The sequence below is a fragment of the Microbacterium ureisolvens genome, from assembly GCF_019511645.1.
GTDB lineage: Bacteria > Actinomycetota > Actinomycetes > Actinomycetales > Microbacteriaceae > Microbacterium > Microbacterium ureisolvens_A.
The window spans coordinates 26,556-50,773 of sequence record NZ_JAEUAX010000001.1; the positions used below are offsets into that span (position 1 = coordinate 26,556).

Annotated in this window: 20 protein-coding genes and 1 tRNA gene; 10 read left to right on the plus strand and 11 right to left on the minus strand. The window is 71.4% G+C overall.

The genetic code is table 11. The features are described 5' to 3' along the window. Positions 1 to 8 precede the first annotated feature (8 nt). Complete coding sequence (locus JNB61_RS00125) at positions 9 to 1,364, minus strand: phosphotransferase (RefSeq protein ID WP_220338417.1); 1,356 nt, start codon at positions 1,362 to 1,364, stop codon at positions 9 to 11. A 77-nt stretch (positions 1,365 to 1,441) separates the two neighbouring features. On the opposite strand from JNB61_RS00125, the gene nudC reads away from it, so the two are divergent. Continuing rightward, positions 1,442 to 2,356 (plus strand): NAD(+) diphosphatase, encoded by a 915-nt coding sequence (nudC, locus tag JNB61_RS00130; RefSeq protein WP_220287120.1) that lies wholly within the window; start codon positions 1,442 to 1,444, stop codon positions 2,354 to 2,356. Beyond that, a complete protein-coding gene (locus JNB61_RS00135; protein ID WP_220287122.1) occupies positions 2,353 to 4,128 on the plus strand; it encodes an ATP-dependent helicase in 1,776 nt (591 codons plus the stop codon). The genes nudC and JNB61_RS00135 overlap by 4 nt, the downstream gene beginning before the upstream one ends. Positions 4,129 to 4,911: 783 nt before the next feature. Here the strand turns inward: JNB61_RS00135 and JNB61_RS00140 are convergent. Further along, complete coding sequence (locus tag JNB61_RS00140) at positions 4,912 to 6,357, minus strand: zinc-dependent metalloprotease (RefSeq protein ID WP_220338418.1); 1,446 nt, start codon at positions 6,355 to 6,357, stop codon at positions 4,912 to 4,914. Between the two features lie 146 nt (positions 6,358 to 6,503). Between JNB61_RS00140 and JNB61_RS00145 the strand changes: the two genes are divergently transcribed. Together JNB61_RS00145 and JNB61_RS00150 are read left to right on the plus strand one after the other, a co-directional pair. Then, positions 6,504 to 7,631 (plus strand): YlbL family protein, encoded by a 1,128-nt coding sequence (locus tag JNB61_RS00145; RefSeq protein ID WP_220338419.1) that lies wholly within the window; start codon positions 6,504 to 6,506, stop codon positions 7,629 to 7,631. Between the two features lie 91 nt (positions 7,632 to 7,722). Beyond that, complete coding sequence (locus JNB61_RS00150) at positions 7,723 to 10,629, plus strand: UPF0182 family membrane protein (protein WP_159843430.1); 2,907 nt, start codon at positions 7,723 to 7,725, stop codon at positions 10,627 to 10,629. Positions 10,630 to 10,680: 51 nt separating this feature from the next. On the opposite strand, the gene JNB61_RS00155 is transcribed toward JNB61_RS00150, so the two are convergent. Genes JNB61_RS00155 through idi form a run of 7 tightly spaced genes read right to left on the minus strand, consistent with a single transcriptional unit; the run spans position 10,681 to position 16,287 of the window. After that, on the minus strand, positions 10,681 to 11,574 hold the full coding sequence (locus JNB61_RS00155; RefSeq protein WP_308291168.1) for a prenyltransferase: 894 nt from the start codon (positions 11,572 to 11,574) through the stop codon (positions 10,681 to 10,683). Further along, positions 11,571 to 11,891 carry a lycopene cyclase domain-containing protein gene (locus JNB61_RS00160; RefSeq protein WP_159843431.1) on the minus strand — a complete coding sequence of 107 codons (321 nt, stop codon included), beginning with the start codon at positions 11,889 to 11,891 and terminating at the stop codon, positions 11,571 to 11,573. Before JNB61_RS00160 ends, JNB61_RS00155 begins: the two co-directional genes overlap by 4 nt. After that, positions 11,888 to 12,241, minus strand: coding sequence for a lycopene cyclase domain-containing protein (locus JNB61_RS00165; RefSeq protein ID WP_220287131.1), 354 nt, complete (start codon positions 12,239 to 12,241; stop codon positions 11,888 to 11,890). Before JNB61_RS00165 ends, JNB61_RS00160 begins: the two co-directional genes overlap by 4 nt. A 2-nt stretch (positions 12,242 to 12,243) precedes the next feature. After that, complete coding sequence (gene crtI / locus JNB61_RS00170) at positions 12,244 to 13,809, minus strand: phytoene desaturase family protein (protein WP_220338420.1); 1,566 nt, start codon at positions 13,807 to 13,809, stop codon at positions 12,244 to 12,246. Next, positions 13,806 to 14,687 (minus strand): phytoene/squalene synthase family protein, encoded by an 882-nt coding sequence (locus tag JNB61_RS00175; RefSeq protein ID WP_220338421.1) that lies wholly within the window; start codon positions 14,685 to 14,687, stop codon positions 13,806 to 13,808. Before JNB61_RS00175 ends, crtI begins: the two co-directional genes overlap by 4 nt. Beyond that, on the minus strand, positions 14,684 to 15,739 hold the full coding sequence (locus tag JNB61_RS00180; RefSeq protein ID WP_220338422.1) for a polyprenyl synthetase family protein: 1,056 nt from the start codon (positions 15,737 to 15,739) through the stop codon (positions 14,684 to 14,686). The genes JNB61_RS00175 and JNB61_RS00180 overlap by 4 nt, the downstream gene beginning before the upstream one ends. Next, complete coding sequence (gene idi / locus JNB61_RS00185) at positions 15,736 to 16,287, minus strand: isopentenyl-diphosphate Delta-isomerase (protein ID WP_159843436.1); 552 nt, start codon at positions 16,285 to 16,287, stop codon at positions 15,736 to 15,738. Before idi ends, JNB61_RS00180 begins: the two co-directional genes overlap by 4 nt. Positions 16,288 to 16,368: 81 nt before the next feature. Here idi and JNB61_RS00190 point away from each other — a divergent pair, with 81 nt between their 5' ends. Next, positions 16,369 to 16,842 carry a MarR family winged helix-turn-helix transcriptional regulator gene (locus tag JNB61_RS00190; protein ID WP_220338423.1) on the plus strand — a complete coding sequence of 158 codons (474 nt, stop codon included), beginning with the start codon at positions 16,369 to 16,371 and terminating at the stop codon, positions 16,840 to 16,842. 100 nt (positions 16,843 to 16,942) lie between these two features. On the opposite strand, the gene JNB61_RS00195 is transcribed toward JNB61_RS00190, so the two are convergent. Continuing rightward, positions 16,943 to 17,016: transfer RNA gene (locus tag JNB61_RS00195), tRNA-Met, on the minus strand. A 93-nt stretch (positions 17,017 to 17,109) separates the two neighbouring features. Here JNB61_RS00195 and JNB61_RS00200 point away from each other — a divergent pair. Together JNB61_RS00200 and JNB61_RS00205 are read left to right on the plus strand one after the other, a co-directional pair. Continuing rightward, positions 17,110 to 17,628 carry a DUF6328 family protein gene (locus tag JNB61_RS00200; protein ID WP_159843438.1) on the plus strand — a complete coding sequence of 173 codons (519 nt, stop codon included), beginning with the start codon at positions 17,110 to 17,112 and terminating at the stop codon, positions 17,626 to 17,628. Further along, positions 17,625 to 18,428 carry a carbon-nitrogen hydrolase family protein gene (locus JNB61_RS00205; RefSeq protein ID WP_220338424.1) on the plus strand — a complete coding sequence of 268 codons (804 nt, stop codon included), beginning with the start codon at positions 17,625 to 17,627 and terminating at the stop codon, positions 18,426 to 18,428. The genes JNB61_RS00200 and JNB61_RS00205 overlap by 4 nt, the downstream gene beginning before the upstream one ends. A gap of 9 nt (positions 18,429 to 18,437) precedes the next feature. Here the strand turns inward: JNB61_RS00205 and JNB61_RS00210 are convergent, their stop codons facing one another. Beyond that, positions 18,438 to 19,637 carry an aminotransferase class I/II-fold pyridoxal phosphate-dependent enzyme gene (locus JNB61_RS00210; protein WP_220338425.1) on the minus strand — a complete coding sequence of 400 codons (1,200 nt, stop codon included), beginning with the start codon at positions 19,635 to 19,637 and terminating at the stop codon, positions 18,438 to 18,440. A 118-nt stretch (positions 19,638 to 19,755) separates the two neighbouring features. Between JNB61_RS00210 and JNB61_RS00215 the strand changes: the two genes are divergently transcribed. The 3 genes from JNB61_RS00215 to JNB61_RS00225 all read left to right on the plus strand — a co-directional run bounded on the left by JNB61_RS00215 (position 19,756) and on the right by JNB61_RS00225 (position 24,215). After that, on the plus strand, positions 19,756 to 21,423 hold the full coding sequence (locus tag JNB61_RS00215; protein WP_220338426.1) for a S1C family serine protease: 1,668 nt from the start codon (positions 19,756 to 19,758) through the stop codon (positions 21,421 to 21,423). Between the two features lie 72 nt (positions 21,424 to 21,495). Then, entirely contained in the window at positions 21,496 to 22,770 is a 1,275-nt protein-coding gene (locus tag JNB61_RS00220; RefSeq protein WP_220338427.1) for a CDP-glycerol glycerophosphotransferase family protein, read from the plus strand. Beyond that, a complete protein-coding gene (locus JNB61_RS00225; RefSeq protein ID WP_220287149.1) occupies positions 22,767 to 24,215 on the plus strand; it encodes a CDP-glycerol glycerophosphotransferase family protein in 1,449 nt (482 codons plus the stop codon). The genes JNB61_RS00220 and JNB61_RS00225 overlap by 4 nt, the downstream gene beginning before the upstream one ends. Positions 24,216 to 24,218 lie beyond the last annotated feature (3 nt).

Sequence of the window (24,218 nt, forward strand, 5' to 3'; positions counted from 1 at the left end):
GCGCCGTGTCAGTCGGCGAGCCAGCGGCGCAGTGCCGCCTCGGACGCACGCTCGGCCTCGGCCGCGGCATCCAGCCCGCCCTCGTCTTCGCGCGCGGGAGCGGCGCCCTGCTCCCGCGCGCCGGGAAGCGTGATGGGCGCGGTGGAGAGGTCGTCGTCCGGGTGCCGGCCGGGCAGCTGCACCGCCGACGCGTCCAGGTCGACGGGCCGGAACGCAGCGAGGTCGTCGGCAGAGATCTCCTGCGTGTCGAAGGACTCCGGGCCAGGGGCGACCGGCCCGGACTCGTGCCGGGCGTCGTCCTCGTCGGCGACCCACTGGGCCAGCTCTTCAGGATCGTACGCGTCGGTCTGCATCGACGTGTCGATCGTCGGTGCGCCGGCGCCGGGCGTGCGCTCGAGCAGCGCGATGGCGTCGTCGACGTCGAGTGCGGCGGCCGAGACGATGTCGTCGCCGGCCACACCCGCCGCCAGGGACTCCAGCAGCTCGACGGCGTCGCCGACGATGTCGTCGCGGTCGGTGTCGTGCCCGTGCACGAGCCATTTCGCGAACTCGAGCTCGGCATACAGGCGGGAGCGCTCGCGCGCCCGGGCATCGGGGGCGCGGCCGCTGTCGGCGACATAGGCGGCGTACACGTCTTCGGCGGCGTCCGGCGCGGACGCCAGCCATTGCAGGTCGGTCGCGGGGTCGCCGATCGACAGTCCGTGCCAGTCGAGCAGTCCGGTCACGGTCGGGACCCCGTCGAGGTCCTCGAACAGGAACGATGCGGCTCCGGCGCCGCCGAGCACGACGGCCGATTCGAACCGCCACAGCTCGTCCGCGTCCACGGCGCGGTGCCAGCGCTCCGCCAGGCTCACCGGCAGCCGACGGGTCGCCATAGCACGGTCGATCAGGCGCGTGACGTCGGCGCGCACCTGCTGCGGGGTGCGGGCGGGCAGCCCCTCGGCCTTGACGATGGAGTGCGGCAGTGCGTGCAGCGCCGCCAGCGCCGCGCCCAGCGAGGTGGCAGCGCCGCGTCCGGGCGGCAGATGTGCGGCGTCGACGCGGTAGCCGGGGAGGAAGTCGACGACGACCACCCGCGTGTCGCCGAGGCCTCCCTCTCCGAGCAGCTCGGGCGCACGGAAAGGCAGCAGGCCCCGCACACCTGGGGTGAGCGCCCTCAGCGCGCGCACCTCCGCGGCGAGCTCCGCGGCGGACGACGGGTCGGCGGGGACGCGCACGACCACGCGCCGCCCGTCGTCGAGGTCCGCGACCGCCGTGTCGTATCGGCCCCCGACTCCCTCCGTCAGGGCGCCGACTCCGACGACGCCGACCCGCGGGAGAGCCGACGTGACCGACGCGGCTAGAGTGAGGGGTGAGCGTGCCATGTGCCCAGGGTAGGTCGGCCACGCTCGTCCGTCCCCGCGCCACGCCCGGCCCTGAACGACGAAGCGGAGCATGTTCGATGACGGCGCCCGACAGCACGAGTCTGAATCCGCTGGCGCATCCCGGACTCGATCGCGCGGCCGATGAGAGGCTGATTCCCGACCTCCTCGAGTCGGCGAAGAGCGATGCTGGGTCCCGAGTCCTGGTGGTCGTGGGCGACTCCGCGCCGCTCGCGGCGGCGGACGCGCTGCTGTGGCTCACACCGTCGGACGTTCCCGGCGGAGCTGAGTGGGCGTTCCTCGGCCGGGGCGATGACGGTGCGGCGCTGCTGGGGGCCGTGTTCGCATCCCAGGACGATGAGCTGTTCGTCGCGCCGGCGGGGTGGGCGGGCCTGCGCACGGTCGGAGCGCTGCTCTCGGCGCGCGATGCCGGCGCATTCGTGGAGGCGCTGAGCCTCGGACGCTGGCTGATCGACGCCCCGTTCTGCCCGGCATGCGGCACGCGGACCGTCCTGGGCGATGCCGGCTGGTCGCGACGCTGCCCGAACTGCGGGCGCCAGCACTTCCCGCGCACCGACCCGGCGGTGATCGTCGCCATCACGAGCGCGGAGGACCCGGACCTGCTCCTCCTCGGCTCGAACGCGCTGTGGGGCGCCGACCGTTTCTCCTGCTTCGCCGGGTTCGTCGAGGCGGGGGAGTCGCTCGAGGCGGCAGTGCGTCGCGAGGTCGCCGAGGAGTCCGGCGTCGACGTGGGCACCGTGACGTACCGCGGGTCTCAGGCATGGCCCTATCCGCGCTCGCTGATGGTCGGCTTCCTCGCCGAGTCGCGCGACGATGCGGCGGCGCGCGCCGATGGCGAGGAGATCGCTGCGATCCGCTGGTTCACGCGCGACGAGATCGGCAAGGCGCTCGTCGGGGACGGGGATGTCGTGCTGCCCGGGCGGGCGTCCATCGCGCATCGGCTGATCGCCGACTGGCACGCGGAGCGCGGGTGAACGGCGGCGCCCTGTCCGGGCTCGACGAGCGCCAGCTCGAGGCGGCGACCGCGCTGCGCGGTCCGGTGGCGGTTCTGGCGGGAGCCGGCACGGGCAAGACCCGCGTCATCACGCATCGCATCGCGCACGGGGTCGACACCGGCGCATACTCGCCCGGGCGCGTCATGGCGGTCACCTTCACGACGAAGGCAGCCGGCGAGATGCGGGGGCGCCTGCGCGCGATGGGTGTGGCGGGGGTGTCGGCCCGCACGTTCCACGCGGCCGCCCTCGCACAGCTGAACTTCTTCTGGCCGTCGCTCGCCGGCGACACCGCCCCGGGAATCATCGACAACAAGGTGCGCATGCTCGCGCACGCCGCCGATGGCATCGGGCTCGCGCCCGACGTCGCCACGCTGCGCGACGTCGCGTCCGAGATCGAGTGGCGGAAGGTCTCGATGCTGAGCGTCGACGCGTACGCGGCGGCGCGCCCGAACGGGGTCGGCCGCCTCGGGGTCGACCGCGTCGTCGCCCTGCAGCACGCATACGAGAAGCTCAAGGACGAGCGCCGTCAGCTCGACTTCGAGGACGTCCTGCTCGCCTGCGCGGGCATGCTCGAGGCTGAGCCGCAGGTGGCCAAGGCCGTGCGCGAGCAGTACCGCCACTTCACCGTCGACGAATTCCAGGACGTCTCACCCCTGCAGAACCGGCTGCTCGAGCTGTGGCTGGGGGACCGCCGCGACCTCTGCGTCGTGGGCGACGCGAGTCAGACCATCTACTCGTTCGCCGGTGCCGATGCCGCATTCCTCCTCGACTTCCCGTCGCGGTACGAAGGCGCTCGCGTCGTCCGCCTCGAGACGAACTATCGGTCGGATGCCCCTATCCTGGCCGTCGCGAACGAACTCATGCGAGGGCGCCCCGGCGCGCTGCATCTCTCCGCCGCCGACCGCGACGGCGACACCGATGCTGCGGCGGTTCCCACGGTGACCGCGTTCGAGGACGACCGGGACGAGGCCCGCGCGGTGGCGGCGCGGATCACCGCGCAGATCGCGGACGGCACTGATCCGCGCCACATCGCGGTGCTCTACCGCGCGCACGCGCAGTCGGCTGAGCTCGTCGCGGCGCTCTCCGACGCGGGTATCGCGACGACGGTGCTGGGCGGCCGCCGCTTCTTCGACATGCCGGAGGTGCGGCAGGCGGTGATGGAGCTGCGCGCGGCCTCGGTCGCCCCCATCGAGAGCGGCTTGGTCGACACCGTGCGCGACATCCTGCGCTCTCGCGGCCTCACCGACGATCCGCCGGAGGCGGGCGGCGCGCTCCGTGACGCCTGGGAGGCCCGCGCCGCGCTGTTGCGGCTCGCCGAGGAGGCTCCCGCCGGCACGACTCTGCGCGCCTTCGCGGACGAGCTCACCGCGCGGGCCAAAGCCCACGACGAGCCTGCGATGCGCACCGTGACGCTCGCGACGCTGCACGCGGCGAAGGGCCTGGAGTGGGAGCACGTGCATCTGGTCGGTGTCGCGGAGGGCCTGCTTCCCATCTCCTATGCGACGACGTTCGAGCAGATCGACGAGGAGCGGCGGCTGGCGTACGTCGGCATCACGCGGGCCGGGCGAACGCTGTCACTGTCATGGGCGCGGGGCGTACGGGAGCGGCAGCCGTCACGGTTCCTGCGAGAGATCGGCAACGGCACTCTGGGTGCGGGCGGTGCGAGCGCACGTGCCGGTGCAGCGAGCCGGCGCGCAGGGTCACCGAGCGGGTCCGGTCGGCCGAAGGGTGCCGCGCGCGCTCCGCGATGAGCCGGCCCGCGACGAGGCCCGACTCCCACAGCACGGAGGGCTCGCTCTCGACACCGCGACCCAGCAGCTGCGCCGCCACCACGGGCCATGACGGGTCGCTGTCGCGGCGGTGAGCCGCGACGCAGGCCAGGCATGCGCTCCGCCCCGGCTCGACGAAGGGGCCGACCTCCGCACCCGAGCCGGTGAGGGCGACCGGCACATGGTCGACGTCCGCGCTCATGAGCGCGGCGGCCGCGCCGGGCGCCACCACGCGGTGGACGACGAAGACCACGGCCGCGGCATCCGTTCCGACGCTCCCGACGGGATCGAAGCGGTGGGCGGTGTCGACGGCGAAACCCTCGGAGGAAAGTCCCGCGGCGATCGCGTCGCGATGCCGGTCGGGCACGTCCTGAGCGCAGTGGATCATCACGCGGCGCGGGGTCGCGGCATCCGTCACGAGCGCCCGGCGGATGCGCGACAGGAACCGCGCCGCCGTCGCGGCGTCGGGAGCGCCCAGCGCCTGCGCGAACGGCACGGCCGCTTCGTCGGGTATGCCGCGCTCGAGCTCGCGCAGCAGCCGCTGCTGCCACGGCTGGGGATCGTCGAGCACGGCGACCGGCTCCGCGCCGAACTGGATCGTCGAATCAGTCCGCCACACGGGCGGATACGAGGGGTCGAGTCGCAGCATGCGCCCGATCCTGTCGCACGAGCCGGCGTAGGCGACCGGTATCCACAGGCCACGACACCGATTCGCGGTGGCGCGTCGGCCTGGGGAGGAGGCGGTGACCCGCTTCGGTTCGACTCCTACACGGGCCGATGGTCGTCAGGAGCGCCGCTCTCGCCCTCATCGCCGGAACCGTCCGACTCGGAAGGAGCGTCGGATGCCTCGCGCGCCGCCGATTCGCCGGGCTCCTCTCCCGCGAGCAGGCGCGCCAGGGCGTCGTCCATCTCATCGCGCACCGGCTCTTCGCCGCGCGCGCGTGCCTCCAGGCGGGCGACGAGCGCCGCGGGATCGTCGATGTCGGACGCGCCCGGCATGAGGTCGGGGTAGTCCCACAGTGCGTCGCGCGCGGCCGGGCCGACCGCATCCGTCACGGCGCGCCACATCGCGGCGGCCTCCCGCATGCGGCGCGGGCGGATCTCAAGGCCGACGAGCGAACCGAGCGCGCGCTCGGCAGGGCCGCCGACGGCGCGGCGGCGGCGCACGGCCTCCGAGATGCGGTGCGCCGAGGGGAGCCGCGACGTGGCGTCCTCGGTGACGACCTCCACCCATCCCTCGATGGCGGCGAGGAGGTTCTCGAGCCGTGCGAGGGCGGCATCCTGCGCCTCGGAGCGGGCCGGGAGGAGCGCGCCGCTCTCGATCGCACGGCGGAGCTCCTCGGGCTCGGACGGGTCGAAGCGGGTCGCGAGATCTTCGAGCGCGTCGGTATCGACGTGCACGCCCCGTGCGAAGTCGGTCACCTGTGAGATGACGTGCAGGCGCAGCCAGCGCGCGTGGCGGAACAGGCGCGCGTGCGCGAGTTCGCGCGTGGCGACGTAGAGCGCGAGCTGGTCCTCGGGCACCTCGAGGTCGCGGCCGAAGTCGGCGAAGTTCTGCGGGAGGATCGCCGCCTGACCGTCGGGCATCAGCGGGATGCCGACGTCGCCGCCGCTCACGACCTCCTTGGACAGGTTGCCGACGACCTGACCCAGCTGAGACGCGAAGAGAGAGCCGCCGACCGTGCGCATGAGGCGGCCGGCGCCCTGCACCAGGCCCTGCATGTCTTCGGGTGCCTGCTCGCTCAGCGCCGTCGTGAGGGCGTCCGCGATGCTCGTCGCGACCGGCGCCGCGAGCTCCTGCCATACCGGCAGCGTGGCGTCGACCCACGCGCCGCGCGTGAGCGTTGCCGGCGGAGTCGGCAGTTCGGAGATGGTGGTCGCCTCGCTCAGCCACAGCGTCGCCAAGGCGAACGCCTGGTCGAGGTCCGTGCGCTGGCCCGCGGTCACGCCGAGGCCTTCCTGGTTGGCGATGTGCAGCGCCTGCCGCTTGGCCATGTCCCACGAGATGCCGCTCTCGTCGGCGCCTTCGAACGCGCCCTGCAGCTGCCGCATGACCGCCTGCATCATCGCGGGGTCGATGTTCATGCCCGACAGGCGCGAGAGCTGCTCGGGATCGAAGTCTCCTGCCGCACCGCCGAATAGCTGGCGGATGAGCTCCTGGAAGTCGTCCTCGGGGCTCGGGCCGCTCCCGCCCGTGACGTCGTCTGCCACTTCAGCCGCCTTTCAGCCGGTCGATGGGGTTGCGTTCTACGCTAGTCGCAGCATCCGTCGCACTCCCCGGCAGGGACCCCTCACGCCTTACGCCGGTCGCGAACGACCAGGCGCATCAACGACAAGGCACGGAAGAGAGGTCCCGCGTGGCCCTGTTCGACGAGAACACGACGATCGAGCCCGCCCCGCGGCCGCGGATGTCGCGCCGCACGCTGGCTGGTGTGTGGGCGCTCGCCGTCGCGATGGTGGTGCTGCTCGTCATCACGTTCCTGCCGACGTCGTACGTCATCCAGCGCCCCGGACCGGTGTACAACACCCTCGGCACGGCTCAGAACGCCGACGGCGACGAGGTGCCCCTGATCTCGGTCGAAGGCGCTGACACGTACCCGACCGGCGGATCGCTGGACCTCCTCACCGTGCAGGTGCAGGGAAACCGCGAGCACACGCCGTCATGGTTCGAGCTGGCTATGGCGTGGTTCGACCCGAGCCGTGCCGTCATGCCGATCGACGCGATCTTCCCCGAGGATCAGACCACCGACGAGCGCAACGAGGAGAGCGCCCGGATGATGGTGGACTCGCAGCACGAGGCGACTGCCGCCGCGCTGACGGAGCTCGGCTACGACGTCGGGGCGACGCTGGCGGTGCACTCCATCATCGACGGTGCCGCCGCCGAGGGCATCCTCGAGCCGGGCGATCTGATCCTCGCGGCGAACGGCGAGGAACTCACGGACGTCTCTACCCTCCGCTCCGTCATCAACGAGGGGGAGGGCGCGCCCGTCGAGCTGCTCATCGAGCGGGACGGCGAGCAGCAGACCGTGGAGGTCACCCCGAAGGAGACCACCGACGACGAGCGCGAGACGAGCTGGATCCTGGGGGTCAACCTCACCACGGACTACGACTTCCCGATCGACGTCACGATCCAGCTCAACAACGTCGGCGGTCCGAGCGCCGGCATGATGTTCGCGCTCGGCATCATCGACACGCTCACCCCGGGCGAGCTCAACGGCGGTGAGCAGGTCGCCGGCACGGGCACGATCACCGCCGACGGCGAGGTCGGGCCGATCGGCGGCATCCGTCAGAAGATGTGGGGCGCGGTTGATGCCGGGGCACGGTGGTTCCTCGCCCCCGAGGCGAACTGCGACGAGGTCGTGGGCCACATCCCCGGCGATCTGCGTGTGTTCTCGGTGGAGGACCTCGACGACGCCCTGGCCGTGCTCGACGCGGTGAGCGAGGGCGGCGATCTCGATTCGCTCCCGACCTGCGCCGTGCGGTGACGAGGATCGTGCCCGAAACGTTGCGAGTTTCTTAGAGTTCGCCCAGGGAGGACAAGGCGGGCGCCGAGAATCGCGCGCCTAGGATGGGAACGTGACCACGACCTCCGCGCCGACCCCGGCCACACCCTCTCGCACCCGACGCGTCATCGCCATCACCCTCGCGGTCATCGCCGCACTCGTTGTGGCGTTCTTCATCTTCGCCAGCCTCTACGCGGACTGGCTCTGGTACGACCAGCTCGGGTTCTCGGAGGTGCTGCTGACCCAGTGGGTCGCGCGCGTCGTGATGTTCGTCGTCGGCTTCCTCGGCATGGCTGTGCCGGTGTGGCTCTCGATCCAGCTCGCGTACCGGCTGCGTCCGGTGTACGCGCGCCTGAGCTCCCAGCTCGACCGTTACCAGGAGGTCGTCGAGCCGCTGCGCCGCCTCGCGATGTGGGGCATCCCGATCTTCTTCGGGTTCTTCGCCGGCTTCGCCGCCTCGGCGCAGTGGGAGACCACCTGGCTGTGGTTCAACGGTGTCGCCACCGACACGACCGACCCCGAGTTCGGGCTCGACACCGGCTTCTACATGTTCGCGATGCCGTTCTGGAGCTCGCTCGTCGGCTTCACCTCCGCGGTGCTGTTGATCTGCCTGCTCGTCACGGCGCTGGTGTCGTACCTGTACGGCTCGGTGCGCATCGGTCAGCGGGAGCTGCGCATCTCGAAGTCGGCGCGCATCCAGCTCGCGGTGATCGCGGGCCTCTACCTGCTGGTGCAGGGTGCAAGCCTGTGGCTCGACCGGTACAAGACGCTCGTCGAGCCCGGCGACCGCATCACGGGTCCGGGCTACACCGGCGTCAACGCGATCATCCCCGGCCAGACGATCCTCGCCTTCGCGGCCGTCATCGTCGCGATCCTCTTCTTCGTCACCGCGGTCATCGGCCGCTGGCGCTATCCGCTCATCGCGACCGCACTGCTGGTGGTGTCGGCGATCGTGGTCGGCGTCGGCTACCCGTGGGTGGTCAACACCTTCCAGGTGCAGCCGAACCGCTTCGCGCTGGAAGAGGAGTACTACCAGCGCAACGTCGACATGACCCACGAGGCGTACGGCGTCGACAGCCTCGACCAGGAGGACTTCACGGCCGTGACGGATGTCGAGGCCGGCCAGCTGCGCGACGACGCGGCCACGACCGCGCAGGTGCGCATCATGGACCCCGCGATCATCTCGCCCAACGTGCGCCAGCTCGAGCAGTACCGGTCCTACTACCAGTTCGCCGACCCGCTGGACGTCGACCGGTACGACATCGACGGCGTCGCGCAGGACACCGTGGTCTCTGTGCGCGAGCTCAACCTCGCCCAGCTGGGCAACGCCGCCGACTGGCAGAACTCGGCCGTCGTCTACACGCACGGCTACGGGCTCGTGGCAGCCAAGGGCAACGACCGCACGAACGAGGGCGACCCCGTGTTCCTCGAGCGGGGCATCCCTGCCGCGGGCTTCCTCTCCGACCAGGAGGACTTCCAGCCGCGGGTGTACTTCGGCGAGTATTCGCCGACGTATTCCATCGTCGGAGCGCCCGAGGGTTCGGAGCCGGTCGAGCTCGACTACCCCTCGGGCGAGGACGGCTCCGGCGAGACGAAGACCACGTTCGACGGCGAGGGCGGGCCGAGCCTCGGCAACGTCTTCAACAGGCTCATCTACGCGCTCAAGTTCCAGGCCGAGCAGATCCTGTTCTCCGACTACGTGAACGAGGACTCGCAGATCCTCTACGACCGCAACCCGCGCGATCGCGTGCAGAAGGCGGCGCCGTACCTGACGCTCGACAACGACGCCTACCCGAGTGTGGTCGACGGCCGCATCGTGTGGATCATCGACGGCTACACGCTGAGCGCCAACTTCCCCTACTCCTCGACGGTGAGCCTGACCTCCGCCATCTCGGACTCGTCCAACCCCGCCCCGCGGTTCGCGCTCGATGACATCAACTACATCCGCAACTCGGTGAAGGCGACTGTCGACGCCTATGACGGCTCCGTCACGCTCTACGCGTGGGACGAGGAAGACCCGGTGCTGCAGTCCTGGCAGAAGGTGTACCCGTCGACGATCAAGCCGATCAGCGAGATGTCGGCCGACCTGATCAGCCACGTCCGATACCCGACCGACCTGTTCAAGGTGCAGCGCACGATCCTCGGGGTCTATCACGTCGATGACGCGCGCTCGTTCTACCAGAGCGACAACCGCTGGCAGACGCCCAATGACCCGCAGGAGGAGACGCAGCTCCAGCCGCCGTACTACCTGACGATGCAGATGCCCGACCAGGATCAGCCGACGTACTCCATGTTCACGTCGTTCATCCCGGCGGCGACGGCGGGCAATACCCGCAACGTGCTGATGGGCTATCTCGCCGTGGACTCGAACGCCGGGAACGAGGCGGGGGTCAAGAGCGACGACTACGGGAAACTCAGGATGCTGGTGATCGACGCCGAGACGACGGTGCCCGGTCCCGGCCAGGTGCAGAACACCTTCAACTCCGATCCGCAGATCTCGGCGCAGATCAACCTGCTGAAGCAGGGTCAGTCGGAGGTGCTGAACGGCAATCTGCTGACCCTCCCCGTCGGTGGCGGTCTGCTCTACGTGCAACCCGTGTTCGTGCAGTCCTCGACGGGCACGAAGCTGCCCAAGCTCCAGAAGGTGCTGGTGTCGTTCGGCGACGACATCGCCTTCGAGGACACGCTGAACGAAGCGCTCGACACGCTGTTCGGCGGAGATTCCGGTGCCGATGCGGGTGACACCGACGTTCAGCCCACGCCGGGCGCGACGCCCGCACCGACCCCGGAGCCGACGCCGACCGAGCCGACCACTCCGGCCGAGCCGACCGACGAGTACCAGGCCGCGCTCCAGGAGGCGCAGCAGGCGATGCTCGACCGTCAGACGGCGCTCGAGGCGGGCGACTGGGCGGCATACGGCGAGGCGGACGAGCGTCTCACCGCGGCCGTCGAGAAGCTCATCGAGCTCGGCGACCAGTAAGCCACACGCACGAAGGCCGGTCCCGCCGGGGCCGGCCTTCGGTGTTCCCGTTCAGGCCGTGAGGAACGCGTACCAGATGAGCAGCAGCGTGACCGCGAAGCCCGAGAACTGGTTGAGCCACAGGAAGCGTCGCCATCCGGTCGTCGCGGCGGCCGCATCGGCGTCCGCGATCGAGCGGTACGGCCATACCGTCACGAGGTAGGGCAGCACGAGCACGGCTGCGATCGGCCCCGGCCACGTCGTCGCGAGCATCGCGGCGCCCGCGGCGGCGTAGCAGGCGAGGGCGAAGCGGACCGTCCAGCGCGCGCCGCGCGCCGTGGCGATCGACGCGATGCCCGCTTCGCGGTCGGCCACGACGTCCTGCACCGCTCCGAACGCGTGCGAGGCCACGCCCCACAGCGCGAACGCGGCGATGAGCGCGACGAGTGGCGGCGTCCACGTGGCGTCCGCCAGCACGAGACCGTACACCGCGGGTGAGAAGAAGTGGATGCTGCTGGTCACCGAATCCAGGAACGGCCGCTCTTTCAGCCGCAGTGGCGGCGCACTGTAGAACACGACGAAGAACAGACTCGCGCCGAGGACGAGCCAGGACAGGGCCGACCCGACCGCCAGGAGATAGGCGACGAACGGCACGCACAGCAGCGCGGAGGCCCACAGGGTCACCCGGTGCATCCGCCGATCGAGCACCGCGCCGTGCGCCCCGCCTTTGCGGGGATTGCGCAGATCCGACTCGTAGTCGAAGACGTCGTTGATGCCGTACATCGCGAGGTTGTACGGCACCAGGAAGAACAGCGTGCCGATCACAAGGGTGAGGTCCAGCTCGCGCGTCGTCATGACATACGCTGCCGCGAACGGGTACGCCGTGTTGATCCAGCTGACCGGCCGTGAGGCGACCAGCAGCTGGCGCGCGACGGCGCCGGCGCGCAGGGGCGGCGCGGAGGTCACGAGCGCACCTCCTGGCCGGCACGCGAGCCGGTCAGCAACGTGAACACGGCCGGGACGAGGAATGCCGCGCACACCGGGTAGGCGAGATCCTCGATCGGCGCGAGCCCGATCCGCACCCCCGAGATCAGGGTCTCCGGGTACGTGAACAGCCCCGCCGCGATCATCGCGTTGTCGAACACGGCGGTCAACGCGACGAGAATGCCCGCGGCGATGACCGATGCCGTCATCCTGCGACCGAATCCGGGGAGCCGCACCGTCAACAGCACCACGACCATCGTGATTACGGCGAACGGCACGATGATGAGGGAGTACGTCATCGAGCCGCCTCCGAGCGCGGGGGCGCAGCATCCGTCTTCCGTCGCTCAGTCAGCCGCAGAGCCCCCGACCACGCGACGAGCGCCAGGTAGCTCAGGAACGCCAGGAAGACGGGCTCTTCGACGGGAAGATGCGGGGCGAGGTCGACGCCGAGCAGCAGGGCGCTGTCGCCCTTGACGAAGACGCCCGTCGCGATGCCGACGGCGTCCCACGCGAGGAAGAACGCCGTGCCGATGCCGACCGCCAGGGCCGTGCGTCCGGGCGCGTGCCACGCGGCCAGGCGCCAGCGCCGGTCGATCAGCAGCACGCCCGCGGCGGAGGCGAGGATGGCGGCGAGATAGATCCCCGGCACCGTCACACCCTCGCGGGCTCGGCCAGCGGACCGGGGGAGCGGTCCCCGCGCAGCCGCTTGACGACGAGCTCCGCCGAGATGAGGCACATCGGCAGCCCGATGCCGGGCAGCGTGGACGCCCCGACGTACGACAGGCCCTCGACTTTGCGCGAAGTGTTCCGCGGGCGGAACAGCGCGCTCTGCCCGAGGGTGTGGGCGAGGCCGAGCGCGTTCCCGCGCCATGCGCCGAGGTCGTCCGCGAAGTCCCCGGGGGCGACGGTGCGGCGCACCACGACTCGATCCGCCAGATCCGGGATGCCGCACCACCGGGCGATCTGAGCGATGACCCGGTCGGCCGCGGTCTCGATCGCCGGGTCGCCGTCGCCGTCGATGCCGCCGTGCCCCAGCCGGGGATCTGCGGGCACGGGGACGAGCACGAAGAGATTCTCGTGCTCCCGCGGTGCGACGCTCGGATCCGTGGCGCTGGGGCGGCAGACGTAGAGCGAGGCGGGGTCGGGGATGCGCGGGTGGGCGCCGAAGATGTCGGCGAAGTTCGCGCGCCACTCACGGGCGAACAGCAGCGTGTGGTGGGCGAGCTGCGGCAGCCGTCCCTCGACGCCGAGCATCACCAGCAGCGCGCCCGGGCTGGGCGTGCGCGAGTTCCACCACTGCTCGGGGTACGTCTGCTCGGCGCGCGGAAGCAGCCGGGTCTCGGTGTGGTGGAGGTCTGCCCCCGACACCACGAGGTCTGCCGGCACCCGATGCCCGCCCTCGAGCTCGACGCCGGTGGCGACGCCCGCGCTGGTCGTGATCGCGGTGACTCGCGCCCCGGTCTCGATCGCGACTCCGGATGCCTCGGCCAGCCGCTCGATCGCCCGCACCAGCTCGGTGAACCCGCCGCGCGGATAGAGCACCCGATCGCCCAGGTCGAGGTGGCTCATGAGGTGGTACAGGCTCGGCACACCGTACGGCGATCCTCCCAGGAACACCGCCGGGTACTCGAGGATCTGCCGGAGCCGGGGGTCGGTGAACCGGCGCTCGACGTGGCGGGCGAGGCTGCGGGTCAGGAGAGGGGCGAGACGCGGCATCCGCTTCAGAAGAGCGGGATCCCTGAGACCCGCCGTCGTCTCGTACGTGTCGTAGAGGAAGCGCGACACCGCGAGGTCGTAGGCGTCGGCAGCCGAATCGAGGTACTCGTCGAGCCGTGCGCCCGCCCCCGGCTCGACGCTCTCGAACAGCGCGGCGGCCTCGGCGCGCCCGGAACGCACGTCGAGCGGCGCGAGGCCGGTCGAGGGATCGGAGTACACGCGGTACGCCGGGTCCAGCGGCACCAGGTCGAGCTCGCGCTGCGCGGTCGTTCCGAGCAGCCGGAAGAAGTGCTCGAACACCTCGGGCATGAGATACCAGCTGGGGCCGGTGTCGAAGCGGAAGCCGTCGCGCTCCCACGACCCGGCGCGCCCGCCGAGTTCGTCGCGCGCTTCGAAGAGCGTCGTGTCCCAGCCCTCGGTCGCCAGCAGCGCTGCTGCGGCGAGCCCGCCGACGCCGCCGCCGATGACCACCGCGCGACGCGGTCCGTCGACGAGGCTCATGCGCGCACCTCCCGCGGGGCGAAACCGAGCAGGGCGCGCGCCGCGAGGCGCGCCTTCACGGCGTCGGGCACGCGCACCCGGTCCTCGCCACCGTCGCAGGCGCGCAGGCGCACTGCCAGTTCCGCGAAGAGGTCGTGCGCAGCGGTCACCGCTCGCCTGCAGTCGGCAGGCAGCGCGGGGATCGCCCTCGCCGCGATCGCGAGATCGCTGTCGATGCGGTCCAGTACCGCGGCGCGCTCTCCGTCGGCTGTCGATAGCCCGAGGTAGTCGCGTCCGAGCACGGTCTCATCGTGGCGGAGGTCGCGCAGGAAGTTGACGTCCTGGAACGCCGCTCCGAGACGTCGAGCTCCGTCGACGAGCTCAGGAGGCGGGGTGACCGGATGCTGCGTCCCCGCGTTGACGAACACCTGCAGGCACATCAGGCCGACGACCTCGGCCGAGCCGTAGACGTACGCGTCGTGCGAGGCGGCGTCGTGGCGGAGGGTGCCGAGGTCGGTGCGCATGGACGCGAAGAACGGGCGCACGAGCTCCGGCCCGATGCCGCACCCGCGCGCCGTGCCGGCGAACGCGTGCACCACCAGGTTGGAGCTGAAGCCGCGCTCGATCGCCGACAGGGTCTCGCCCTCGAGCTGGTCGAGGATCTCGCCCGCGATCTCCGGCGACAGCCCGGCCTCCTCCGCGGGGCCGTCCACGATCTCGTCCGCGATGCGCACCAGGGCGTAGACGTTGCGCACGTGCGGCCGCGGGCGAGGGCCGAGCAGCCGGCAGGCGAGTCCGAACGACGTCGAGTACCGCGCGATGACCGTGGCCGCCGCATCCGCCGCAGCCTGGTTGTACAGGGCGAGGCCCGTCGTGGACGCCGCGCGCACGGTGCTCATGGGATGCGTCCTTCGATGCCGTCGGAGAGCGTGCGCAGGAGCGCCCCGGCACGGTGGGGGAGCGCCGGGTCGTGCGAGGCCTCCCGTACCGCTGCCAGCGTCTCGTCGACCAGGTGGACCATGCGTTCCCGGGCGCCGGTCTGCTCCAGCACGAGCTGCGCCTCGCGCACGGCGACGGGACCGGTGCGTGCGAGGGCGAGCGCCTCGTCCACGCGGGGGGCGGCGCCGGACTCGCGGGCCAGTGCGACCAGCGGCGTGCGCTTGTTCTCGCGGAGGTCGGGACCGGTGTCGCGGCCCGTCTGCGCCGTGGTCCCGAATGCGCCGATGAGGTCGTCGACGAGCTGGAACGCGAGCCCGAGGCGTCCGCCCGCATCGCCGAGCACCCGCAGGGCGTCGACGTCGGCGCCGCCGAGCAGCGCGCCCGCCTGCAGCGGTGCGCGGAATGTGTACACCGCGGTCTTGTTGAACGCGGTGTCGAGTGTGGAGATGCGGGACGGATGCCGCGCCGCGACGCTGTTCTCCACGTCGGCGAGTTCACCTGCCGCGGAGATGAGGACGGCGTCGTCGAGCAGAGTCAGGAGTCGATCCCGAGTGGCGTCGTCGGTGTGGGCCATGGCGACCAGTCGGAATGCCTCGTGGAGCAGGATGTCCCCTGCGAGGATGGCCGCGGCGTCGCCGACCAGCGCAGCGCCGTCGTTGTCGGCGCCGTCGTCCTGAGCGCGCCGGCGGAACTCCCCGCCGATGTTCGGCACCCCGCGGCGCATCGTGTCGTGGTCGATGACGTCGTCGTGGACGACGAACGCCGTGTGGAGCAACTCGAAGGCGGCCGCGACGGACAGGACGGCCGACGCATTGGCGTCGCCGGTGCGGAACGCATCGAAGGAGGCGGTGACCAGCGCCGGACGCAGGCGCTTGCCGCCCTGCGCCGCGCGGGTGATCGCGTCCCCCAGCGCACCGAACGCCGGTCCCAGCTCGGACGCCCGCTCGCGGATGCGCGCCAGTGCGCCGTCGATCGCGATCCGGAGGTCGGGATCGGCCGCGGCGGGGATCATGACGCGCGTCTCTCTCGCGCGGGCGTCTCGAACAGGTGCAGCTGCTGGGCCTGGAGCACGAGCCACGGGCTGAACGCCCACGGCGTCGCCTCGAGGGAGATGGCGAGCGCCTCGGGTTCGACCCACCGTGCGTCGATGGCCTCGAGCGGGTTGAGCACAGGTTCCTGGTCCGTGTAGGCGGTGTACACCGGGCACACTTCGTGCTCGACGATGCCGTTCGCGTCGATGGCGCGGTAGCGGAACAGGGGGAGCGCGACACGGATGTCGCTGAGCGTGAGTCCGAGCTCGAAATCCGCATGGCGACGGACCGCCGAGAGCACGGGCTCGGCGGGGCGAGGGTGCCCGCAGAACGAGTTGGTCCAGACGCCCGGCCACGTGCGCTTGGTGAGCGCCCGGCGGGTGATCAGCACCTGACCCTCGCTGTTGAGCACGTGGCAGGAGAAGGCGAGATGCAGGGCGGTGTCGGGGCCGTGCACGCTGGATTTCGGCGCGGTGCCGATGGCGCGGCCGTCGTCGTCGAGCAGAACCACGTGGTCGGTGTCGGGCATCCGATCATTCCTCTCAGATTGCTAGCTAAACTAGCAATGCTTTCCGTGCGATGCTACAACGGGTCGGAAGGAACGTCCACGATGTCGGAACGCTGGCTGCCGCAGACGGATCATGAACACGCGGTGATGCGCGTGCTCACGTCCATCCGTGCCGTCAGCGACGCCATGGAGCGCATGCACAGCGGCATGAAGGACGACATGGACATGAACGCCTCGGACGTCGCGGCGCTGCGGCTGCTCATCATCCGAGAGCGACAGGGCCGCTCGGTCAGTCCGCGCGACATCGCCCATCACCTGCGCATCTCCACCGCGTCGACCACGAAGCTGCTCGACCGGCTCGTCGAATCCGGTCACGTCGAGAGGCGGCCCCATCCCAGCGACAGGCGGGGGCGCGTCGTGGTGCTCACGGAGGGAGCGCGGAATGTGTTCTTCCGTGTCTTCGGTGACCGCCTGCGTGCCATGAGGTCCGTCGCCATGGAGTACGACGAGACGGAGCTCGGTGTGATCGCGCGCTTCTTGGACGACCTCTGCGGCGCGATGGACCCGGAGGACTGAGCCGCGGCCAGGGGCGGTGTGCCCGGTGGCACGGCGCCGAAGGCGGTGCATGAACGAAGGAAGGGCGCCCCTTGATGGGACGCCCTTCCTTCGTTTTCTGTTGCGGGGACAGGATTTGAACCTGCGACCTCTGGGTTATGAGCCCAGCGAGCTACCGAGCTGCTCCACCCCGCGGCACAAGAAGTAAGCCTAGCACGGCTTTTGAGTGGTCGTGACCACGGGCCGGTCCGCTTGCCTGGATCGGTCGCCGCGGGCAAGGATGAACGCATGCCCACCGAGCGCGACACCGACCCGCGAGACGACCGTGTCGATGGTCGGGACGAGACGCCGGAGGAGCGCGCCGACCGCAATTGGAACGAGGTGCTGCAGGAGGTGCGCGTCCTGCAGACCGGCACCCAGATCCTGACCGGCTTCCTGCTCGCGCTTGCCTTCCAGCCCGCCTTCGGGGAGCTCAATGACGGCCAGAGGGCGTTCTACCTGGGGCTCGTGGTCCTCTCGGCGCTCAGCTCGATCGTCGCCCTCGCGCCCGTGGCGATGCACCGGGCTCTCTTCCAGCAGCGTGCGAAGGCCGAGGTCGTCCGATCCGGCCACATCGCGCTCGTCGCCGCGCTGGGGACCGTCGCCGTCCTCCTCGTCGGCGTCGTGGCATTCGTGTTCGACGTCGTGCTCGGCGGCTCCGCGTTCTGGTGGGCCCTCATCCCGCTCGGCCTGCTCCTGTGCGTGCTGTGGCTGGTCGTGCCCGCGATCCTCCGCGCGCGCCACCGGACGAACGGAGGGCGACGATGACCGATACCCTTCCCATCGCCGTGGCCCAGTTCGCGCCGACGGCCGACACCGCGGTGAACCTCGAAGCCATCGAGCAGCTCGTGCGCACGGCATCCGTCCGCGGGGCGCGCGTGGTGGTGTTCCCGGAGTACTCGAGCTATTTCGTCGACCCGTTCGACGAGTCGCTCGCCGAGAACGCCCAGGAGCTGGACGGGCCGTTCGTCGAGGCGCTGACGCGGCTCGCGGCGCAGCTGGAGGTCACGATCGCCGCCGGGTTGCTGGAGCGCGCCAGCGATGGCGAGCACGTGCGCAACACCGCGGTCGCCGTCGACGGCACCGGCCTCGTCGCGCACTACCGGAAGCTGCACCTTTACGACGCCTTCGGGCAGCGGGAGTCCGACTGGGTCGAGCCCGGCGAAGCGGGGGAGCCCCAGACGTTCGAGCTCGGCGGCCTGCGGTTCGGCCTGATGACCTGCTACGACCTGCGGTTCCCCGAGGTCGGGCGGCTGCTCGTCGACGCCGGCGCCGACGTCTTCCTCGTGCCGGCGGAGTGGGTGCGCGGTCCGCTCAAAGAACACCACTGGCGCACTCTGCTGCACGCCCGCGCGATCGAGAACACGGTGTTCGTGGCGGCGGCCGATCATCCTCCGCCCTTGGGAGTGGGGAACTCGCTCATCGTCGACCCGCAGGGCGTCGAGCTCGCCGCCGTCGGCACGTCGACCGACGTCGCGATCGCCCACCTCGACGTGGGCGCCATCGAGCGCGTGCGCCGCGTCAACCCGGCGCTGAGGCTCCGGCGCTTCGGCGTCGGGCCGCGCTGATCCGCAGACTCACCGGAGGCGGGTCAGACGGGATGCCGCGTCCTCGAGGACCTCGACGCGCTTGCACGCCGCGAACCGCACGAGCGTGCCGTAGTCCGCACGCCGCTCGGATGTGGCGAAGGCCGTGAGGGGGATGGCGACGACTCCCGCCCGCTCGGGGAGAGCACGGCAGAAGGCCGCGGCATCCGTCGCCCCCAACGGTGCCGCGTCGACGACGGTGAAGTACGAGCCGGCCGGCGTCGAGACGTCGAAGCCGGCCGCGCGCAGGCCCGCGCCGAGCAGGTCGCGCTTCGCGCGGAGCGCGCCCGCGATGCCGCGGAAGAAGTCGTCGCCGAGACGCAGACCGGTCGCCATCGCGGGCTGGAACGGGCTGCCGTTGACGTAGGTGAGGAACTGCTTGACTGCGAGCACCGCGTCTATCAGCGGCGCCGGACCCGAGATCCAGCCGATCTTCCAGCCCGTCGTCGAGAACGTCTTCCCGCCCGACGAGATCGTGAGCGTGCGCTCCCCGGCGCCCGGCAGCGTGGCGATCGGCACGTGCGGCTCGTCGAAGACGAGATGCTCGTACACCTCGTCGGTCACGATCACCGCATCGTGGCGGTCGGCCAGACGCACGATCTCGTCGCGGACCTCGGCGCCGAAGACGGCACCCGTCGGGTTGTGCGGGTCGTTCACGAGGATGACGCGGGTGCGGTCGCTCACGGCGGCTCGCAGCTCCTCGAGGTCGGGCTGGAAGTCCGGCCACCGCAGCGGCACCGTCACGAGCCGTGCGCCGGCGAGGGCGACGACCGCGGCATACGAGTCGTAGTACGGCTCGAAGACGAGCACTTCGTCGTCGGGATCGTCGAGCAGCGCGAGGAGCGCCGCGGCGAGGGCTTCGGTCGCGCCGGCGGTCACCAGCACCTGGCGCGCGGGATCGAGGTGCAGGCCGTAGAACCGCTGCTGGTGCTCGGCGACCGCGGCGAGGAGATCAGGGATGCCGCGGCCCGGCGGGTACTGATTCACGCCGTTCGCGATGGCTGTGCGCGCGGCTTCCAGCACCTCCGCGGGGCCGTCCTCATCGGGGAAGCCCTGCCCGAGGTTGATCGCGCCGGTTCTCGCCGCGAGGGCCGACATCTCGGCGAAGATGGTGGGGTGGATCGACCCGTCGGAACCGACGAGTCCGGCGCCCGCGGCCGTGCGGCGCCATGCTCCGGGGATCTGTCGCATCGCTTCACCGTAATACCGGGCGGGCTCATCCCCGTTGCATAGGCGAGTCCCATTCGCGACATAAGAAACGCACAGCATCGGTGGGCACAGTGGTGAGTGCTTGGCAGAAGGAGCAACCATGAGCGACATCCAGGGCGACCGCCCGGAAGACCAGACCCCCGCCGTCCCCTCGCAGTCGGCCGCGGATGCCGCCGCGCAGACGCCCGCGCAACCCGAGAACCCGGTCCCCGCAGCGGCGCCGGAGGCCGTTGAGAACGTCCAGCCTGCGCAGCCCGTCGAGCCCGCGCAGCCCGCTGCCGCGGCGCCCCCGGTTCCGCCGGTGGCCCCGGCCGCGCAGCCCGCGGCACACGTCCCGCCGACGCCGCCGACCCAGCCCGTGCCGCCCGCCGGCTACCCGGCAGGGGCGCACGCCTACGCCCGTCCGCAGGGTTACGCCGGTCAGCCCACGCCCTATCCCCACTCCTACGCGGGCCAGGCCGGACCCGGCGCCCCGGGCGCCGCGTTCGGCGTGACGCCTGACGCCCAGCCGACGCTGCCCATCGCAGGTTCGACCGGCGCGGCACCCACCGCGACGAAGGCGCCCAAGAAGCCGTCCGGCGCAGGCAAGGTCGTCGGCCTCGTCGTCGCCGCCGCCATCGTCGGCGGTGCCGCCGGCCTCGGCGGCGCTTACGCCGGCGTCACCTGGTTTGCCCCGGTCAGCGCTTCCCCCGCCGCCGGCCCGAACACGGTCACCGTCAATGACACCGACTCGGTCAATCAGACCACCGCGATCGCGGCCAAGGTCGTGCCGAGCGTCGTCACGATCGAGGCCACCGGCTCGTCGGGCGCCGGCACCGGTTCGGGCGTCGTCCTCACCGAGGACGGCTACGTCGTCACCAACACCCACGTCGTGACCCTCGACGGCGCGACGGGCGATGCGGCCATCCGCGTGACCACCTCCGACGGCCGCGTCTACGATGCCGAGGTCGTCGGCACCGACCCGACCTACGACCTCGCCGTCATCAAGCTGAAGGATGCCGAGGACCTCACCCCGATCGAGATCGCCGACTCGAGCAAGCTCAATGTGGGTGACACGACGGTCGCGGTCGGCGCACCGCTGGGCCTGGCGAACTCCGTGACGGAAGGCATCGTGAGCGCGCTCAACCGGTCGATCTCGATCGCGTCGTCGGCGGCTCCGGAGGGCGGAGACGGCGAGGAACAGGACCAGCAGGATCAGAACAGCCAGGAGGGCCCGTTCCGCTTCGACTTCGGCCAGGGCGAGCAGCAGTCGACCGCCACCGAGAGCATCTCTATCTCGGTGATCCAGACCGACGCGGCCATCAACCCCGGCAACTCCGGCGGTGCGCTCGTCGACTCCGACGGCAAGCTGATCGGCATCAACGTGGCGATCGCGACCGCGGGCGGATCGTCGTCCGACGGCTCGGGTTCGATCGGCGTCGGCTTCTCGATCCCGTCCGACATCGTCAAGCGCATCACCGGCGAGCTCATCGAGAACGGCGAGGCGACCCACGGTCTGCTCGGCGCGAACGTCCAGGCTGCGGCATCCGTCGACGGGTCCACCATCACGGGCGCCTACATCGCCGGTGTCACCGACGGCGGTGCGGCGGCCGCCGCGGGCCTCAAGGAGGGCGACATCGTCACAGCCTTCAACGGCGTGCCCGTCACCGACGCGACCGACCTCACGGCGCAGGTGCGCGCCGCCGCGGCCGGCAGCGACGCGGAGGTCACGTACGTGCGCGACGGCAAGACGCAGACGGTCGAGGTCACGCTGGGGTCGCTCCAGTAGTCCCCGGCGCCGAGGGACGCCATTTCGCGAGTCAGCAGGCCTGCGGCGCAGGTCAGCGGCTAGGCTCGCGGGATGGCGTCCTTCTCGTTCGGCGCGGGGAACGCCCGAAAGCTTGCGACGATCCCGCTCTACGCCGCCGGACGCCTCCTCACCCTCCTGGTGCCGCGCTCGCGCGACGAGTGGGTGATCGGCTGCGCGGTCGGCATCGGCGACGGCGCTCTGGCCCTCTGGGAGGTGGCGGCCGCCGACGGACGCAGCCCGGTGTGGCTGGTGGCGTCCCAACGGGAGGCGACGGATGCCGCGGCCCGGGGGATCCGTGCCGTTCCGAAGCGCTCCCTGAGGGGGCTGTGGCGCACCGCGCGGGCTCGCGTGGTGGTCGTGACGCACGGGTTCGGCGATGTCAACCGCTACGCCGTGTCGGGCGCTTTCGTCGTGCAGCTGTGGCACGGAATCCCGCTCAAGCGGATCGGGATCGACTCGCCCGAGACGCTGAGGGTTCCCGGCGTCGTCGCGGCCACTCCCGCGGCCGGCGCCGTCAGGACGCTCCTGGGCGCGATGTACCGCGGCGCCGCCCGCCGGATCCGTGTGCTGCCGGCCGCCTCTCACCTCGTGCGCGGTCGCCTCGAATCCGCCTTCGCGCTGCCCGACGCGAGCGTGCCGGTGACAGGCGAGCCGCGTGTCGACGTGCTCTCCCGCGGCACCGCCGCGGATCGCCGGGTGCATGCCCGTGCCGCCATCGGGCGCGCGGTGCCGCGGGCGCAGGCGTCGAGCCGCTTCGTGCTCTACGCGCCGACGTGGCGTGACGGGGCGGTCGACCCCGCCGTGCCGACGGCGCAGGAGTGGTCTCGGATCGTCGAGGTGCTGCGGCGCCATGACGCGACGCTGCTCGTCCGCTCGCACCCCCTCGGGGCCGGTGACTACGCCCCGCCGTTCCCCACCGATCGGGTGCACTCGCTCGGCAGCGACCTCGTCGCGGATGTGACGCCGCTGCTGCCCGGGCTCGACGCCCTGGTCACGGACTACTCGTCGCTGGCGTTCGACGCCGCGCTCGTGCCGCTGCCCACGCTGTTCCTCGCGCCCGACGTCGAGGAGTACGCGGGCCGGCGCGGCTTCTACGGCACGTATGCCGATGTCGCAGGCGACGACTGGGCGGTCGACTGGACCCAGGCGGCGACCCAGCTGGACGCGGTGCTCGGGTCCGAGGGCGAGCGCGCGCGTCGCGTGGACCGCGCGATCGCGCTCGACGCGCGTGTCCATGCGTTCCGGGACGGACGCAACGCCGAGAGGGTGTACCGTGCGATTCTGGCCGGAACCGTCCACGCCGGCCCGAGGGAAGGAACCGGATGACCGACGCGCGCTTCACGGAGGCGAGCCCCGCTCTCGTGCTCTCGGGCGAAGGGGAACGGCCCGACTCCGTCGAGATCGTCGGCCCCCGCGCCCGCGTCACCGCACGACTCACCGGCCGCGGAAAGACGTGGACCGCGACGCTGCCGCTGCGCGCCGCGCGCTGGGGCGGCCCCGAGCTGCCGCTGCCCGCGGGGTCGTACGAGGTGCGCATCACCGATGCCGCGGGTCGAGGCATCCGTCCCCCCGAGTCGATCCCGCTCACGCAGCTCGGAACCCTCAGGGCGAGCCTGGAGGGGTGGACGCTGCGCGTCGGGCCCCCGATCGACCCCGCGTACGACTCGGGCGAAGGGCAGGACGCCCTCGAGCGCCGGTACGCCACCCGACCCGCCAGCGGGTTCGAGAACGCCGTCTTCTTCGAGAGCTTCTACGGCCGCAACGCCAGCTGCAACCCGCTCGCGATCGATCGGGAGCTTGCGCGCCGCGCACCGCGTGTGACCCGCTACTGGAGCGTGGTCGACCTGTCGGTCGCCGTTCCCGAGGGCGCGATCCCGGTCGTCGAGGGCAGCCCCGAGTGGTGGCGCGCGCGCGGCGCGGTGCGACTGCTCGTGGTCAACGACTGGCTGCGCCGCCGGTTCTCTCGCCGCAAGGGCCAGGTCGTGCTGCAGACCTGGCACGGCACGCCCCTCAAGCGTCTCGCCCTGCACCGGCCCGGATTCGACCCGCGCCGCACCGCCGCGGTCGTGCGCGAGTCGCTGCGGTGGAACATCCTGCTGGCGCAGAATCCCTACGCCGCGCGCATCCTCGGCAAGGCGTACGCGTTCCTCACACGCCCGATCTGGGTCGAGGGGTACCCGCGCAACGACGTGCTGACGACGGGCGACGGCGCGGCGACGCGCGCGGCCCTCGGGATCCGTCCCGGCGAGCGTGTGCTGCTGTACGCGCCCACGTGGCGCGATGACCGTGACCAGATCGTGGACTTCATCGATCCGGTCTCCCTCGCCGCGGCCACCGATGCCGTCGTGCTCGTGCGCGGACACTCGCGCACGCTGCTGCCCGGCCGCGACGCCGAAGGCCCCCGCGTCATCGACGTCACCGGCTTCCCCGACACGTCGCAGCTGCTGCTGGTCGCCGATGCGCTCATCACCGACTACTCCTCGGTGATGTTCGACTACTCGGTGACCGGCAAGCCGATGTACTTCCTCGTACCCGACATGGAGCATTACCGCGGCGAACTGCGCGGGTTCTACTTCGACCTCGCGGCACACGCGCCGGGGCCCATGGTGCGGACGCAGGACGAGCTGGTGGCCGCGCTCGCCGCCGACGACTCGGCGAAGTACGCGGGCCGTTACGCCCGGTGGCGCGACAAGTTCAACGCCCGCGACGACGGGCGCGCCGCCGAGCGGGTCGTGTCGCGCATCCTGGACCAGGGCTTCATCGAAGCCTGACGT

Coding starts and splice junctions, on each gene's coding strand:
- JNB61_RS00210 (WP_220338425.1), bottom strand. CDS start 19,637: ATGCGACAGATCCCCGGAGCATGGCGCCGCACGGCCGCGGGCGCCGGA.
- JNB61_RS00205 (WP_220338424.1), top strand. CDS start 17,625: ATGACCGATACCCTTCCCATCGCCGTGGCCCAGTTCGCGCCGACGGCC.
- JNB61_RS00220 (WP_220338427.1), top strand. CDS start 21,496: ATGGCGTCCTTCTCGTTCGGCGCGGGGAACGCCCGAAAGCTTGCGACG.
- nudC (WP_220287120.1), top strand. CDS start 1,442: ATGACGGCGCCCGACAGCACGAGTCTGAATCCGCTGGCGCATCCCGGA.
- JNB61_RS00200 (WP_159843438.1), top strand. CDS start 17,110: ATGCCCACCGAGCGCGACACCGACCCGCGAGACGACCGTGTCGATGGT.
- JNB61_RS00225 (WP_220287149.1), top strand. CDS start 22,767: ATGACCGACGCGCGCTTCACGGAGGCGAGCCCCGCTCTCGTGCTCTCG.
- JNB61_RS00160 (WP_159843431.1), bottom strand. CDS start 11,891: ATGACGTACTCCCTCATCATCGTGCCGTTCGCCGTAATCACGATGGTC.
- JNB61_RS00190 (WP_220338423.1), top strand. CDS start 16,369: ATGTCGGAACGCTGGCTGCCGCAGACGGATCATGAACACGCGGTGATG.
- idi (WP_159843436.1), bottom strand. CDS start 16,287: ATGCCCGACACCGACCACGTGGTTCTGCTCGACGACGACGGCCGCGCC.
- JNB61_RS00125 (WP_220338417.1), bottom strand. CDS start 1,364: ATGGCACGCTCACCCCTCACTCTAGCCGCGTCGGTCACGTCGGCTCTC.
- crtI (WP_220338420.1), bottom strand. CDS start 13,809: ATGAGCCTCGTCGACGGACCGCGTCGCGCGGTGGTCATCGGCGGCGGC.
- JNB61_RS00215 (WP_220338426.1), top strand. CDS start 19,756: ATGAGCGACATCCAGGGCGACCGCCCGGAAGACCAGACCCCCGCCGTC.
- JNB61_RS00180 (WP_220338422.1), bottom strand. CDS start 15,739: ATGATCCCCGCCGCGGCCGATCCCGACCTCCGGATCGCGATCGACGGC.
- JNB61_RS00175 (WP_220338421.1), bottom strand. CDS start 14,687: ATGAGCACCGTGCGCGCGGCGTCCACGACGGGCCTCGCCCTGTACAAC.